General features: G+C 65.0%; 12 protein-coding genes. 4 read left to right on the plus strand and 8 right to left on the minus strand.

The window, feature by feature from the left end:
* Positions 1–83: 83 nt before the first annotated feature.
* Positions 84–365, minus strand: a complete 282-nt coding sequence (locus LJ655_RS00330) for a hypothetical protein (protein WP_230559273.1) — start codon at positions 363–365, stop codon at positions 84–86.
* A 154-nt stretch (positions 366–519) separates the two neighbouring features.
* Entirely contained in the window at positions 520–2,664 is a 2,145-nt protein-coding gene (locus LJ655_RS00335) for a hybrid sensor histidine kinase/response regulator (protein WP_230559274.1), read from the minus strand.
* A 202-nt stretch (positions 2,665–2,866) separates the two neighbouring features.
* Between LJ655_RS00335 and LJ655_RS00340 the strand changes: the two genes are divergently transcribed.
* Positions 2,867–4,477 (plus strand): FAD-dependent oxidoreductase, encoded by a 1,611-nt coding sequence (locus LJ655_RS00340; RefSeq protein ID WP_230559275.1) that lies wholly within the window; start codon positions 2,867–2,869, stop codon positions 4,475–4,477.
* A gap of 28 nt (positions 4,478–4,505) precedes the next feature.
* Here LJ655_RS00340 and glgX read toward each other — a convergent pair whose 3' ends face one another.
* On the minus strand, positions 4,506–6,722 hold the full coding sequence (gene glgX, locus LJ655_RS00345; RefSeq protein ID WP_230559276.1) for a glycogen debranching protein GlgX: 2,217 nt from the start codon (positions 6,720–6,722) through the stop codon (positions 4,506–4,508).
* A gap of 163 nt (positions 6,723–6,885) precedes the next feature.
* A complete protein-coding gene (locus tag LJ655_RS00350; protein WP_230559277.1) occupies positions 6,886–7,347 on the minus strand; it encodes a response regulator in 462 nt (153 codons plus the stop codon).
* A 625-nt stretch (positions 7,348–7,972) separates the two neighbouring features.
* Here LJ655_RS00350 and LJ655_RS00355 point away from each other — a divergent pair.
* From LJ655_RS00355 to LJ655_RS00365, 3 genes are all read left to right on the plus strand, one after another.
* Positions 7,973–8,875 (plus strand): YihY/virulence factor BrkB family protein, encoded by a 903-nt coding sequence (locus LJ655_RS00355; RefSeq protein ID WP_230559278.1) that lies wholly within the window; start codon positions 7,973–7,975, stop codon positions 8,873–8,875.
* 212 nt (positions 8,876–9,087) lie between these two features.
* Complete coding sequence (gene zapE, locus LJ655_RS00360) at positions 9,088–10,170, plus strand: cell division protein ZapE (RefSeq protein WP_230559279.1); 1,083 nt, start codon at positions 9,088–9,090, stop codon at positions 10,168–10,170.
* 61 nt (positions 10,171–10,231) lie between these two features.
* Positions 10,232–10,627, plus strand: coding sequence for a tautomerase family protein (locus LJ655_RS00365; protein ID WP_230559280.1), 396 nt, complete (start codon positions 10,232–10,234; stop codon positions 10,625–10,627).
* A 59-nt stretch (positions 10,628–10,686) separates the two neighbouring features.
* Here LJ655_RS00365 and tkt read toward each other — a convergent pair whose 3' ends face one another.
* The 4 genes from tkt to LJ655_RS00385 all read right to left on the minus strand — a co-directional run bounded on the left by tkt (position 10,687) and on the right by LJ655_RS00385 (position 14,240).
* A complete protein-coding gene (gene tkt, locus LJ655_RS00370; protein WP_230559281.1) occupies positions 10,687–12,765 on the minus strand; it encodes a transketolase in 2,079 nt (692 codons plus the stop codon).
* Positions 12,766–12,917: 152 nt separating this feature from the next.
* Positions 12,918–13,463, minus strand: coding sequence for a cupin (locus LJ655_RS00375; RefSeq protein ID WP_230559282.1), 546 nt, complete (start codon positions 13,461–13,463; stop codon positions 12,918–12,920).
* Positions 13,464–13,522: 59 nt separating this feature from the next.
* Positions 13,523–13,849 (minus strand): hypothetical protein, encoded by a 327-nt coding sequence (locus LJ655_RS00380; RefSeq protein ID WP_230559283.1) that lies wholly within the window; start codon positions 13,847–13,849, stop codon positions 13,523–13,525.
* 145 nt (positions 13,850–13,994) lie between these two features.
* Positions 13,995–14,240, minus strand: a complete 246-nt coding sequence (locus LJ655_RS00385) for a DUF6723 family protein (protein WP_230559284.1) — start codon at positions 14,238–14,240, stop codon at positions 13,995–13,997.
* Positions 14,241–14,268: the final 28 nt, after the last annotated feature.

The following is a 14,268-nucleotide window of genomic DNA, read 5'->3' on the forward strand; positions in this document are numbered from 1 at the left end:
GGCGGGGGGAACGGCCGAAACCAACGCGCCGGACAATGCCCGACGCGTGGCGCCAGCCGCCCTGCCGCCACGAAAAGCGGTGCTTACTGCCCCTTCGTGTCGCTGCTCGCGTCCGCGCCCGGCATGTTCGTCGTGTCGTTCATGGGCTTCTTCGCCTTCGAATGCTTCTTCATGTGGTGTTGGGTCGACTGTCCGGTCGTGCCGGTCGCCCCCGCGTCGCCGCCCTCGCGTGACGAGGTTGCGGCATTGGTATTCGGATCGTTGCCGGCCGGGCCGCCGCCTCCGCCGCCGCCCGCGCCTGCGGCCATTGCGAGAGACGAAGCCGCGAGCAAGGCGGAAATGAGCATTGCGTGTCTGATCTTCATGGCGATTTCTCCTGGCTGTCGAGAGTGTGGAAAGGACGCGGGCTCATGGTAGCCGCACGCCGATACCTCGCGCACTGTGCAGCAAGCGCTGTGCCGCAGCACAACACGGCTGGGAAAACGCCCTAAACGCGACGCGCAAAACGGCGCCGCGGCTTCAGGCCCCGCAAGCCACCAGCGCATGCAGTTCGTCGATATCGAAAGGCTTTGCAAGAATCGCGATCCCGAGGCGCCGCGCGCGCTCGAGTTCGTCGGCGTAACCGGTCATCAGCGCGATCTTCTGCGACGGCCACGCGCTGCGAACCTTTTCCGCAAGGTCGATACCGTTCAGCTTGCCCGGCATCTGGATATCAGAGAGCACCAGCTCGAAGCGCTCGCCGGCGCTCAGCACGTCGAACGCCTGGTCGGCGGTCGGCTCGTGACGCACCTCGCAGCCGAAGGTTTCGAGCACCGCGGTCACGCCGGCCGCGACGTCCTCGTTGTCCTCGACCAGCAGTACGGCCCCGGCCGCCGTCGGCACCGGCTGCCGCGCGTCCGCGCCGGCCTGTGCGTCGCGCTCACGATGGCGCGGCAGAAGGAGCCGCACCGTGGTGCCAGTGCCCGGCACGCTGTCGATCTTCGCGGTGCCGCCCGCCTGCTCGGCGATCGACAGCACCTGCGCGAGCCCGAGGCCGGTGCCCGAGCCGCGCAGCTTGGTCGTGAAGAACGGCTCGAACGCGCGCCGCGCGACTGCGTCAGACATCCCCTCGCCGTCGTCGGAGCAGGCGATCAGCACGTACTCGCCGTCCGGCAACAGCGTATCGCTGCCCGCCAGCCGATTGTTCTGGCAACGGATCACGAAGTGGCCGCCGCGCGGCATTGCATCGCGCGCATTCATCGCGACGTTTACGATCGCGAACTCGAGATCGGTCGGATCGGCGAACACCTGCCATAGATTCTCCTGGACGCGCAGCTCCAGCTCGATCGTGTCGCCGAGCGCCGCGTTGATCAGCGGCGCGGCGGCCGTCAGCCAGCGTGCGAGATCGACAGGCTCCTGCTTCAGCGGCCGCTTGCGCGCGACGCTCAACAGACGCCGCGTCAGCGCTTCGGCCTTGGCGGTGGCGCGCTCGACCGCGAGCACCTCCTTCTCGAGATCGTTGAAATGCTTGAGTCGCGCGAGCTCGGTGTTCGCCGACACCACCATCAGCAGGTTGTTGAAATCGTGCGCGACGTTGGCGACCAGATTGCCGAGCGCACCCATGCGCTGCAGTTGCCGGCTCGACGCCTCCGCCGACAGCCGCATTGCGACCTCGCCCTGCCAGCGCTCCCACGCCCGTCGCTCCGCTTCGAGCTGACGCAGCGAATACAGCACTAACCCCCAGATCGCGATGCAGGGCAAGGCGGTCAACGCCGCGATCATGAGGATGTGGGTGCGCCAGGCAGCCACGATCGACGACGTCGCGTACGCGCTCGTCACATACAACGGATAGTCGCCGACGCGGCGAAACGCGAGCAGCCGCTCGACGCCGTCGACGCTCAAATTCAGACGCACGTGCCCAAACAGCTGTTTGTCGCGCATTGCGGACGTCAACGCGTTGTCCATGGACGGGCGCGCGCCGGCCGGCCAAGGCGGATAGCGCACCAGCAGATTGCCGTCCTGCCGATACAGCGCGAGCGCGAGCGACGGGTCACCGTTGGTCAGCTCGCTGTAGAAGCGCGAAAAGTATGCGTTGCGCAGCGCCACTGTGACCACACCGAGAAACTGCCCGTCCGCACTCGAGCGGCCGATCGCGGTCGTGAACACGTCGGCCTTCGCCAGCGTGCCAAAGAAAGGCAGCGAGAAATACGGCTGCGGCCGCATCGCCTTCGCGGCAAGAAAGTCGTCGCGCCGACCGATCGACATTGCCGGAGCCGGATAGGCGAGACTCGACGCGAGCAGCTCGCCTTTCACGCCGACCAACGCGATCGACGCCACCTGCGGAAAATCGCCGCCGATATTGCGCAGGCGTTCGTGCAGTTCGCGTTCGCGCGCGCGGATCTGCGCATCGTCCGAATCGCCGAGCAGCTCGATCACGCGCGAGGCCATCTGCCGGTTCAAATCCAGCACCTTGACGGCCTGCTCCTCGGCCACGCGCGCGAGGCGGTCGATCATATCGCTCGCATCGGCGATACGACGCTGATAGTCGAAGTAGCCGTACAGCGCGAGGCAGGCCAACGGCAACGCAATCGACACGGCCAGCACGATCAGCAGCATGCGCCGCGTCGCCGCGAAGTTGCGCGACGGCATCGCCACATCGTCTGCGATACGTTCTGCACGCTGCACGCTCGCCCGCTCCCTGAAAGTTCCTTCTCGAAATTTACTGCAACTCGGCCTATCTTCCCAATTGGATTGGCAGCACTTGGCCCGCGCCTTCGGGCACATCGATTGCTGCGTATCACTGCCTGATTGCAAGCCCACCCCTGTCGCCGCTCGCGCCCCGTTGCCGCTCGCGCCGCGTGAGCGCTTCCTTTCGCGAGGCCTCACCATGTCCACGACTGCCCGCCGCGTCGCGCGGCTATCGGAAGTACCGGCCGAGCGCGCCGTGCGCGTGAGTGTCGACGACACGCCGATCCTGCTCGTGCGTGATGGCGACACCGTGCACGCATATTCGGCGAATTGCCCGCATGCGGGAGGCCCCCTCGAAGAGGGCGCGCTGTGCCACGGCCGCATCATCTGTCCATGGCACAAGGGCACGTTCGATGTCGCCACGGGAGACGTGCTGGAGCCGCCCGCGCTGCTGCCGCTCGATCGCTATCCCGTCACGCTGGACGGCGACGACGTGCTGGTGTCGGCGGAAAAAATCGCGCGGCCCGAGCCGGCGGCGCCCACGCCGCCTGGCGATGCCGCCGCTCAACCGAAGCACTACGCCGTGATCGGCGCGGGCGCGGCAGGCGCCGCCGCGTGCGCCGCATTGCGCGAGTGCGGCTTCGAGGGCCGCATTACGCTGATCGGCGACGAAGCGCAAGCGCCCTACGATCGCACGTCGCTGAGCAAGTTCGTCCCGTCGTTCGAGATGGCGCCCGCCGACGTGCCGCCATTGCTGCCGCCCGACTGGGCGCACGCGCATGGCATCGAGCGGATCGTTGCGAAGGTCGCGCGGCTCGATGTGCCCGCGCACACGATCCATTTCGAAAGCGGCGCGGGGGGCAGCGGCCAAAGCATCGAGCCGCTGAAATACGACACCGCGCTGCTCGCGACCGGCGGCGTACCGAGAGTGCCCGACATCCCCGGCTGCGACCTCGGCGGCGTGCTCGTGCTGCGGCATCTCGACGATGCCAGCGCGCTCGTCGATGCGCTCGGCGACGATGCGTCGCAAACCCGCGTCGCGATCATCGGCAGCGGCTTCATCGGCCTCGAAGTCGCGTCCGCATTGCGCCAGCACGGCGTGCCCGTCAGCGTGATTTCGCGGGACGAGGTGCCGTTCGCGAAGCAGTTCGGCGAGCGCGCGGGCCGGATGTTACGCGCGCTGCACGAAAGCCACGGCGTGAGGTTTTATCCCGGCGCGAAGGTCGCTTCGCTCGAGGGCGAGGAAGGCAACGTGCATACGGTGATGCTCGACAGCGGGCAAGCCATCGCCGCCGACGTCGTGTTGCTCGGCACGGGGGTTGCGCCCGCCACCGGTTTCGTCGAAGGACTGCCGTTGCAGAAGGACGGCGGGGTGATCGTCAATGCGGGGATGCAAGCCGCATGTGGTCTGTATGCGGCTGGCGACATCGCCGTGTTCCCGCTGCACGAGAACCAGGAGCCGGTGCGTATCGAACATTGGCGCGTCGCGCAGCAGCATGCGCGTATCGCCGCGCAGAACATGTGCGGCGCGCGCAATCGCTATGCCGATGTGCCGTTTTTCTGGACCTATCACTACGGCAAGAACTTCGAGTACCTCGGCCACGCGGATGAGTGGGACGAGATCTTCATCGATGGCGATATCGATCATCACCGGTTCATCGCGCTATACGTGCGCGACGGCAACGTCGACGCGGTACTCGCCTGCGAGCGCGAAGCGCTGACTGCACGGCTCTCGGATGCGATGCGCGGCGGGCTGTCGCGCGCCGACGCGCTCGCCATCATCGGTGCGACGGCGCCGGCGACGCCCTGACCCGTCGTAAGCCGCCTCGGCGTGTCGCTTACGCGCCTGACGCAGAGTCGGCTTCGTCGGAAGTCAGTTGCTCTTCGAGGCTGTCGAACACGCGCTGCGTCGCGCGGCTCGGCGCTTCGAGCGCGAACAGCAGCAGCGAGCGGCCCGTCACCTGATAGGCTTCGCCCGCGTTGAATTGCGGCAACTCGGCGCGCACCGGCATGTTGGTGTCGACGAGGCAAGTCCAGCGCTGGCCCTCGGGAATCTCGGGCAGCGTGAAATTGACGACGTCGTGATACGCGTTGAACACCAGCAGCAAGGTCGCGTCCGCCGCGAGACGGCGGATGCCGCTCGCCTGCGCGCGCCCGTCGATCAACAGGCCGAAGCAGCGCATCGCCGGATCGGCCCACTGTTCCTCCGTGATGTCCGTGCCGTCGGGAGAGAGCCAGCGCGTGTCGGTCACATCGAGCGTCTCGTTGTATTCGCCAGTCAGGAAACGGCCGCGCCGCAGCACCGGCAAGCGGTGGCGCAGCGTGGTCAGATTGCGCACGAACTCGATCAGAGCGCGCCCGTCGTTGTCGATCGCCTCCCAATCGACCCAACTGATCTCATTGTCCTGGCAATACGCGTTGTTGTTGCCCTGCTGCGTACGGCCGAATTCGTCGCCGCCGAGCAGCATCGGCGTGCCTTGGGACAGCAGCAGCGTCGCGAGCAGATTGCGTTTCTGGCGCTCCCGTTGCTGGCGGATGTCGACGTCGTCGGTCGGTCCTTCGACGCCCATGTTCCACGACCTGTTATCCGAATGGCCGTCGCGGTTGTCCTCACCATTTGCTTCGTTATGCTTGTCGTTGTACGAAACCAGATCGTTGAGCGTGAAGCCGTCGTGCGCGGCGATGAAGTTCACGCTCGCCCACGGCCGGCGGCCGCGATGATTGAACTTGTCACCCGATGCGGTGAGTCGCGTAGCGAGATCGGCGGCGGTGCCCTCGTCACCCTTCCAGTACGCGCGCACGGTGTCGCGGAAGCGATCGTTCCACTCGGCCCAGCCCGGTGGAAAGCCACCGACCTGATAGCCGCCCGGGCCGCAATCCCACGGCTCGGCGATCAGCCGCACGCTGGCCAGCACCGGGTCCTGACGGCAACTGTCGAGAAAGCCACCGCCTTCGTCGAAGCCATGATCTTCGCGGCCGAGGATCGTCGCGAGATCGAAGCGGAAGCCGTCCACTTTCATTTCAGTGACCCAGTAGCGCAGGCTGTCGGTCACCATCTGCAGCACGCGCGGATGCGACAGGTTCAGCGTATTGCCAGTGCCGGTGTCGTTGATGTAGTAGCGCGGCTCGTCGCGCATCAGCCGGTAGTACGACGCGTTGTCGATGCCCTTGAACGAGATCGTCGGGCCGCGTTCGTTGCCTTCGGCCGTGTGGTTGTACACGACGTCGAGTATCACTTCGAGACCGGCTTGATGAAAGCGGTCGACCATTTCCTTGAACTCGCCCACCGAATCGGTCGACGACGCGAAGAAGCGCGGATCGGCCGCGAAAAAGCCGATCGTGTTGTAGCCCCAGTAGTTGGTCAGCCCCTTGTCGAGCAGATGGCTGTCGTTGACGAAGGTCTGGACCGGCATCAGTTCGACCGACGTCACGCCCAGCCCGCGGATGTGGTCGAGCACCGGCTGCTGCCCAAGTCCCGCGAACGTGCCGCGCAGACGCTCGGGCACATCCGGATGACGCATGGTGAAGCCACGCACATGCGCCTCGTAGAGAATCACGCGTTCCCACGGCAGCGCGTTGCGCTCCGGATGACTCCAGGAAAAATTCGCGTCGACGACCTTGCACTTCGGCACGAAAGCCGCGCTGTCGCGTTCGTCGAACGACAGATCGGCCTGTTCCGAATCGAGCGTATAGCCGAAGATTTCCGGCGCCCATTTCAGCTCGCCGATATGCGCCTTCGCGTATGGATCGAGCAGCAGCTTGTTCGGATTGAAACGATGCCCCTTCTCAGGCTCGTACGGGCCATGCACGCGATATCCATAGACGTCGCCCGGTTTCAGATTCGGCACGAACACATGCCATACCTCGTCGGTGTATTCGGGCAATTCGATCCGTTCGAGTTCATGCCGTCCGGTTTCATCGAACAGACATAATTCGACTTTCGTCGCGTGGGCGGAGAACAGCGCGAAGTTGACGCCGTTGCCATTCCATGTCGCCCCGAGCGGAAAAGGCGTGCCTTCGGAAATGCGCGTCGCGTAGCTGGTTAGGGATGGCATAGGTATTCTCTGTGGACGCAAGGAAGTGAGTATTTCAGTGTCGTGCAGGTGTTTTTTTCAATTGCCTGCGCATTACCCGGATGCAGGAATTCACAGCGCGCGCCGGGGCACGTTTTCGCTAACCACATGATTCAGATGATAGCGCTGCGGCAGCCGCACTGTCTCAAGACGGTGCCGACGCAGGCAACGCCGCCGCCGATTCGAGCAGGCGCAATAGCCGCTCAGGTGTCAACGGCTTCGCGCAATGCGCGTCGAAGCCGGCGGCCTTCGCGAGCGCGCGATCCTCACGCGACGCAAACGCGGTGCATGCAACGAGCAGCATGTGCGAAGTCTGCGGATGCGCGCGCAAACGGCGCGCCAGTTCGAGCCCGTCGAGCCCGGGCATCTTGATGTCGAGCACCACCGCGAACGGCTGCCATTCGCGCGCGGTATCGCACACGGCGAACGGATCGTCGAGTGCGCGGCAATCGAAGCCGTCCGCGGCGAGTAACATTTGCAGCGCGTCGGCGGCTTCGCGGTAGTCGTCGACCACCAGCACCCGACGATGCGCGGCCATCGCATAGCGGATCGGTCGCCATACGAGCACGTCGTCGCTGCTGTCCACGTTGTCGTTGAATACAGTCACTTTTCTCGCCCTTTTCCATTCGCCCTGAAGGGCATCCCGCGCGACGCGCGCAAGATTCGATCCTCATTGCGTCGCGCATTCCAGTTTGCAATGACCTGAAATGCGCAGTTTGCTGGGCCCATTCTTCACGGCGTCTGAATGACGGCGCTGACGATGCGCGCGCTGCGCAACATCGATTGACGCTCTGTTCTTGCGCAGTCCGCCTCGCTCAGGGGCAGCGCCGCACGATATCGGTATTTCACGAATTGGGATAACCACGCAATGCATGCCGCTAGCGCTCTTAATGGCGCAAATCGAGAACGCGGTCATAACCACAGAATATGCGACGATGCCGATAAAAAAATGCTCGACACATTAGGGGTTTGCGCTCTGCGGGTTATCCCGCACGATCGCCGTTGAATCCTTTCAGCGACCCAATCGCTCGCTTGCGGCGCGGTTTGGGTTTGGTATGGCGGCTGATCCGTCGGCTGTCCTTATGAATAAAACGCGATCTTCCGGACACAGCAAAAAGCAAACTGCATGCCGCGCGACGGATGGCCTCGTTTCTGCTTACGGTATATAAAGCACACAGGCGTGACGAGAGGGGCTGCCACCCGGCATTGCCCGGCGCGCGCAGCGAGGCCCCATGCAGATCCTGCTCGACCAGCATGCGCTGTATATCGTCAAACATCCCGGCCGCTTCCTGTTGCAAACGCTGAAGGCGTTTCGCGCCAACCAGGGGCTGCTGCTTGCGGGCGCGGTCGCGTACTACGCGTTGCTGTCGATCGTGCCGCTCCTGATCCTGATCGTGATCGTGCTGTCGCGCGTGGTGCCGCAGCAGTTGGTGCTCGATGCACTCGCGCACCTGCTGCGCTGGCTCGTGCCAGGGCAATCGGCCGCGCTCGTCCACGAACTGTCGAACTTCCTCGAGCATCGCGCGGTGATCAGCTGGGTGCTGTTGGTGACAATGATCTTCTTCAGTTCGCTCGCGTTCACCGTGCTCGAAAATGCGATGTCGCTGATCTTCGTGCATCGCGTCGTCGTGAAGCGGCGCCACTTCCTGATCTCGGCGCTGCTGCCCTACTGCTATATCCTGTTTCTCGGCGTCGGCTTGCTGCTCGTCACGATCGTGTCGAGCGCGCTCGATGCGCTCGGTGCCGAAGGCCTCCGGCTGTTCGGCCTGCATGTGCCGTTGCGGGGGTTCATGCGCGTCGTGTTGTATCTGTTCGGGCTCGGCGGCGAAATCTTCGTGCTGACCTCGGTGTATCTCGTGATGCCGGTCGGGCGCCCGTCGATCAAACATGCGCTGATCGGTGGCGTGGTGGCCGGCGTGTTGTGGGAGATCACACGGCACGTGCTGGTCTGGTATTTCGCCACGCTGTCGCAGGTCAGCATCGTCTATGGCTCGCTGACGATGGCGATCGTCATCCTGCTGAGCTTCGAATGGCTCGCGACGTTGCTGCTGTTCGGCGCGCAGGTGATATCGCAATACGAGCGCTTCGGCCGCGAACCGCTCGACGCGACGCAGCCGACGGTCAAGACCGGATAGCGTGCCGCCCGCGGTTCGGCAGTGGACGTGGCTGTTAAAATGGCGCGCGCTCCATGCACGCTCGTTGGGCCTGATTCATCGCAGGCCATCACGTCATCACGCCGGCCGTTATTTCATGCTCATCCAGCTCATCGCCGTTTTCGCGGCTGACCCCGCTGCACCATTCGCGCCAGTCATACCATTCGCGCAGTCAGGCATGGACGCTCTCGCCCATGCTTGACGAAACCCGCATCGCACGCGCGTTGAGCTCGCGCGGCATCACGCCCGACGCGCGCCAGCGCGAGGCCATCAGCGCACTCGTCACATTGTTCGGCGGTCAGCAGCGCGCGCGGCACGCATGGTCCACCGCCGCGTTCGCCCCGCAAGGCGTCTACTGTCACGGACTGCCGGGGCGCGGCAAGAGCCTCGTCGTCGATACGATGTTCGAGCTCGCGCCATGCCGCAAACGGCGCCTGCACTTCCACGAATTCCTGCGCGAGATGAACCGCCGGCTCGTTCACGCGCCGCGTGGCGACGACCGGCTCGGCGCCGTATCGCGGCAATGGCTCGACGGTATCGAGCTGTTGTGTTTCGACGAATTCCACGTGCACGATATCGCCGACACGTTCCTGATGGGCCGTTTTCTCGACACTGCGATCAACCTCGGCACGCGCATCGTGCTGACCTCGAACTACGCCCCGGACGATCTGCTGCCCGACCCCGAGTTTCACGAGCGCTTTCTTCCGACCGTCGCGCAGATCAATCGCTGCTTCACGGTGATCCATTTCGACGGCGCGCGTGACTATCGCTTTGGCGGCGAGGCGGCCGAGGCGCCGCGCTTTTTCTCGCCGCTCGATGCGTCGAGCGAGGCGGCGTTGCGCGACATCTTCACGAGCCATGAACACGGCGCGAGCCTCGCGCCGGTCAGGCTGAGCGCGGCGGGCCGCCCGCTCGAAGCGCGCGCGGCCGGCCACGCGCTGCTATGGGCGGACTTCGAGCATTTGTGCGTCGCAAGCCGCTCGCACCTCGACTACCTCGATCTCGCCGAGCAATGGCAAGGCCTGATCGTCGATCGTCTGCATACGGCAGCGCTGCGGCAGGCTCCTACGCTGCAGCGTCTCGTATGGCTGATCGACATCTTCTACGATCGCAAGCGGGCCCTGTTCGTCGCATCCGATCAGCCGCTGGAGACCGCGTTGATCGGCCTCGAAGGCGCGCACGACCTCTCGCGTACGCTGAGCCGGCTCGCCGAGATGCAGTCGCCTGCGTATCGCGGCACGCTTGAACGCGGCGGCGAGGACAACCCGCGGCTTTGATCGATCTCCGGCGCGGCATACACTTGGCGAATGGGAAACGCCTTCCTCGGAGATCGACGCCATGCCTTTTCTCCAGCTTGATGTAAACGATCACTACTCCGTGGAGAGTAAGAGACTGCTTGCCGCGAAGATGTGCGAGACGTATGCGCGAATCATGTCTGTCGATGTCAGGCGAATCACGGTTGCCATACGCGAACTCGGTCAAGGTAGCGTCTGGCGCATTACGGAGCAGGAAGGCGAACCGGTGCCGGTTGCGTTGATGATGCTGGACATCCGCAGAGGGCGGCCGCCGGAGCTACGCCTGGAACTGGCCAAAGCCCTTTGTGCACTCAGCGTTGAGATTCTCGGCTTGCGCGAGGACCGGCTCAACGTGGAGTTCACCCAGCACTCGGGCGATGAGATGTATCACCCGGCGCTCGGAGGCTACAGCCCTGAATGGGAGCCCGGTCAGCAATGAGGGCGCGCGGCGGGCGAGGTCGGCCCGCCAGTCCCACCCCAATGACTCGAGCCATCAACTCAAGCCCCCTTCCCCTTCACCCGCTCGATCTGTTGCTTCGCCGCGTCATACACGCGCTCCGGCGTAAAGCCGAACTTCTTCTTCAGATCGGCAATCGGCGCCGACGCGCCGAACGTCCGCATGACCACCTGGGCGCCGAGCCGCCCCGTATAGCGATCCCATCCCAGCGACGCAGCCTGTTCGACCGCGACGCGCGCTTCGACGTCCGCGGGCAGCACCGACTCCTGATACGCGCTGTCCTCGCGCTCGAAGATGTCCCACGAGGGCATCGACACGACGCGCGCCGCGATGCCCTCGCTCTTCAGCTTCTCGTACACGTCGACGCAGATCGACAGCTCGCTGCCGGTCGCCATCAGGATCACCTGCGGCTTCTGGCCATCGGGCGCATCGGCGAGCACATACGCGCCGCGCTTCACGCCGCTCGCCGGCGCATAACGGTTACGGTCGAGCGTCGGCAGCGGCTGGCGCGACACGACGATGCACGCCGGCCGACGCGGCTGCGTCAGCGCAACGCGCCACGCCTCGGCCGCTTCGTTCGCGTCGCCGGGACGCAGCACCGTGAGGCCCGGAACGCCGCGCAACGACGCGAGTTGCTCGATTGGCTGATGCGTCGGGCCGTCTTCACCCAAACCGATCGAATCGTGCGAGAACACCCAGATGGCCGGCACTTCCATGATCGCGGACAGGCGAATCGGCGGCTTCATGTAGTCGCTGAAGATCAGGAACGTCGAGCCGTACGCGCGCAGGTTCGACAGCGCAAGACCGTTGACCACCGCGCCCATCCCATGTTCGCGAATGCCGAAGTGCAGATTGCGCCCGCCGTAATCGTCCGCTTCGAAACTGCCGGCGCCTTCGAATTTCAGGTTGGTTTTCGTCGAAGGCGACAGGTCCGCCGCGCCGCCGATCATCCACGGCACCCGCTGGGCAATTGCGTTGAGCACCTTGCCCGACGATTCGCGCGTCGCGATGCCCTTCGCGTCCGCCTCGAAACTCGGGATGCCGCTGTCCCAGCCCTGCGGTAATTCGTGTGCTTCGATCTGCGCGAACTCGCGCGCGAGCTCGGGGTACTGCTTCTGATAGTGGTCGAACTTCGCCTGCCATTGTTCGCGCGCCGCCTTGCCGCGCGCGCCGATGCCCTGCGCGAAGCGTTCATGCACACCGTCGGGCACGTAGAAGAACTTGTCCTCGGGCCAACCGTAGACCTTCTTGGTCAGCGCGACTTCCTCGACGCCGAGCGCTTCACCATGCGCGGACGCGCTGTCCTGCTTGTTCGGCGAGCCCCAGCCGATGATGCTACGGACCACGATCAGCGTCGGCCGGTCAGTGACGCTCTTCGCTTCGACCAGCGCCTTTTCGAGCGCGGCGGCATCGTTCGCATCGTCGACGTGCAGCGTATGCCAGTTGTAGCCGCGAAAGCGGCTTTCGACATCGTCGCTATATGCGAGGTCCGTATGACCTTCGATCGTCACGCGATTGCTGTCGTAAATCCAGATCAGGTTCGACAGCTTCAGATGACCCGCGAGCGAAGCCGCTTCGTGCGAAACGCCTTCCATCATGTCGCCGTCGCCGCATAGCGCGTAGACGCGATAGTCGAACAGCGGCGCGTCCGCGCGGTTGAAGCGGCTCTCGTACCAGCGCGCGGCCATCGCCATGCCGACGCTATTGCCGAGCCCTTGTCCAAGCGGTCCCGTGGTGGTTTCGACGCCGGTCGTGATCCGGTACTCGGGGTGGCCCGGCGTGTTGCTGTCGATCTGGCGGAAGTGCTCGATGTCGTCGAGCGATACGGCGGGTGCCCCGGTCGGCTTGCGGTGTTCGTCGACGGCCTTCACGTTGGCCAGATGCAGCAGCGAATACAGCAGCATCGACGCATGCCCGACCGACAGCACGAAGCGGTCGCGATTCGGCCACAACGGCTCGTCGGGGTCGTAGCGCAGATGGTTTTGCCAGAGGTGGTAAGCGAGCGGCGCGAGCGCCATCGGCGTGCCGGGGTGGCCGGAATTCGCTTTCTGCACAGCGTCCATCGACAGCGTGCGGATCGTGTTGATACACAGCTGGTCGAGGGCGGGATCGTTTTGCATGGAACCCTCCTTGTTCGGCAATTCGGAAGATGGCCGGCGCGCGGCAAGGCGCGCGCCGCTGGGCGCGGCGAAGCTCACAGATGATGCGCCTAACCGCGCAACTCTGCACGCGCCGCCGCGCAGGGGATCAGCCGCTTCGCGAACGACGAAGCTCAAGCCGCATGCAGCCAAAGCTCGGTCACGGGACCATGCTTGCCGTCGACCGGATCGAGCGGCGGAAACGGCAGCGCCAGCATGCCGGCGAGTTCCTGGGGCGTCAGCGCTTCGCGCCGGATGTCCCACTGCTGCCCCGACGGATAGCCCGCCACCACCTGAAAATGCCGCTCGAACGATTGCAGACAGTGGCCGGTGCCGGCCGGCAGCAGCAGCACGTCGCCCGCGTGCAGCGTCACCAGGCGTCCGCCCGGCCCGCCGACGATCACCTCGGCGCTCGCGTCGGTTACGCCGAGCACCTCGTGCGCCGTCGCGTGAAAGTGATGGAAGTCGAAGATGCCGTTGCGCCATTGCGCGGGCCATGCATGGTGCTCGAACAGGATCTCGAACGCGGCGGCCAGATTGCCGCTGCCGGGTGACAGTGCGCGCCGGTACAGCACGACGGGCAACCTGCGGTTGTTCGGCACCCAGTCGTGCGGCTCCAGCATGAACGCTTCATATTCGGTCTGCGCGGCGTCGAAGCCGTGCCTGTACTCATTGAACATGGTTGGCTCCTGGCTTGTCTGCGCTTGCCGCGATCGTGCGCGGCCCGGCACGCGAACGCTCACTGCTCGCCCGGCTGCTTGTGGTGCGACTCGCGCCCGCCGCCGCCCGACGGCTCCGCGTGCTCGCCGGTGCCGAGCGGCACTTCGGCCGTCTGCCGTGGCCGCTCGCTCGAACGTGGCGGATTGGTTGCCTGGTCGACACCGGTCTGCTCGACCGGTTCGATACCGAGCGGACTCGGCTCGACGTAGTGCGCGCCACTCGGCTTGTTGCGGGCTCTGACTTCGTCGGACATCGCGGGCGCACCGCGGTTGTCCGGCCCGGCGGACTTGTCGCCGCCAGGCGTTGCGCCCTGCGGCCGGTTGTCTGTCGATTCGCGATCCTGCATGACGCCCTCCTCGGTTGTTCTGCCGTCTGGTTCACGCAGCAACTACCGCGCCTCGTCCTTGCAGCGGAGACGCGGGGCAACGGGCACGGCCATTGCGGTGCGCAATGCAGCCACGCCGCACCGCAAACGGGAGGCCGCTGCCCGCTCAGCTTTCCGGCACTGCGCGGTCGGCCGCGACGATCACGCGGCCATACGCGATCGCGGCGCGGCGCGCCTCGTCGGCCGTCGCATAGGGACCGAGTTGCGGAGCGCCGTCGAACGGGAACAGGACCTTCCGGTCCGTTTTTCTCACTACCTTCAGTCCACCTATGTAACGGCCGTCGCCCGTTCCGTGATAGCTGGCGAAAATCTCGAAGTCGTCATCTGTGACGTCGGCCTTGTGTCGCGCCATTTGCGTTCCTCGTCCTGTGCTTTGCGTG

The sequence above is a fragment of the Paraburkholderia translucens genome (assembly GCF_020881035.1).
GTDB lineage: Bacteria > Pseudomonadota > Gammaproteobacteria > Burkholderiales > Burkholderiaceae > Paraburkholderia > Paraburkholderia translucens.

Bases quoted from the DNA above. Each gene is read 5' to 3' on its own strand.
- tkt (WP_230559281.1), bottom strand. From the start codon at position 12,765: ATGCAAAACGATCCCGCCCTCGACCAGCTGTGTATCAACACGATCCGC.
- LJ655_RS00340 (WP_230559275.1), top strand. From the start codon at position 2,867: ATGTCCACGACTGCCCGCCGCGTCGCGCGGCTATCGGAAGTACCGGCC.
- LJ655_RS00355 (WP_230559278.1), top strand. From the start codon at position 7,973: ATGCAGATCCTGCTCGACCAGCATGCGCTGTATATCGTCAAACATCCC.
- LJ655_RS00385 (WP_230559284.1), bottom strand. From the start codon at position 14,240: ATGGCGCGACACAAGGCCGACGTCACAGATGACGACTTCGAGATTTTC.
- glgX (WP_230559276.1), bottom strand. From the start codon at position 6,722: ATGCCATCCCTAACCAGCTACGCGACGCGCATTTCCGAAGGCACGCCT.
- LJ655_RS00380 (WP_230559283.1), bottom strand. From the start codon at position 13,849: ATGCAGGATCGCGAATCGACAGACAACCGGCCGCAGGGCGCAACGCCT.
- LJ655_RS00365 (WP_230559280.1), top strand. From the start codon at position 10,232: ATGCCTTTTCTCCAGCTTGATGTAAACGATCACTACTCCGTGGAGAGT.
- LJ655_RS00330 (WP_230559273.1), bottom strand. From the start codon at position 365: ATGAAGATCAGACACGCAATGCTCATTTCCGCCTTGCTCGCGGCTTCG.
- zapE (WP_230559279.1), top strand. From the start codon at position 9,088: ATGCTTGACGAAACCCGCATCGCACGCGCGTTGAGCTCGCGCGGCATC.
- LJ655_RS00375 (WP_230559282.1), bottom strand. From the start codon at position 13,463: ATGTTCAATGAGTACAGGCACGGCTTCGACGCCGCGCAGACCGAATAT.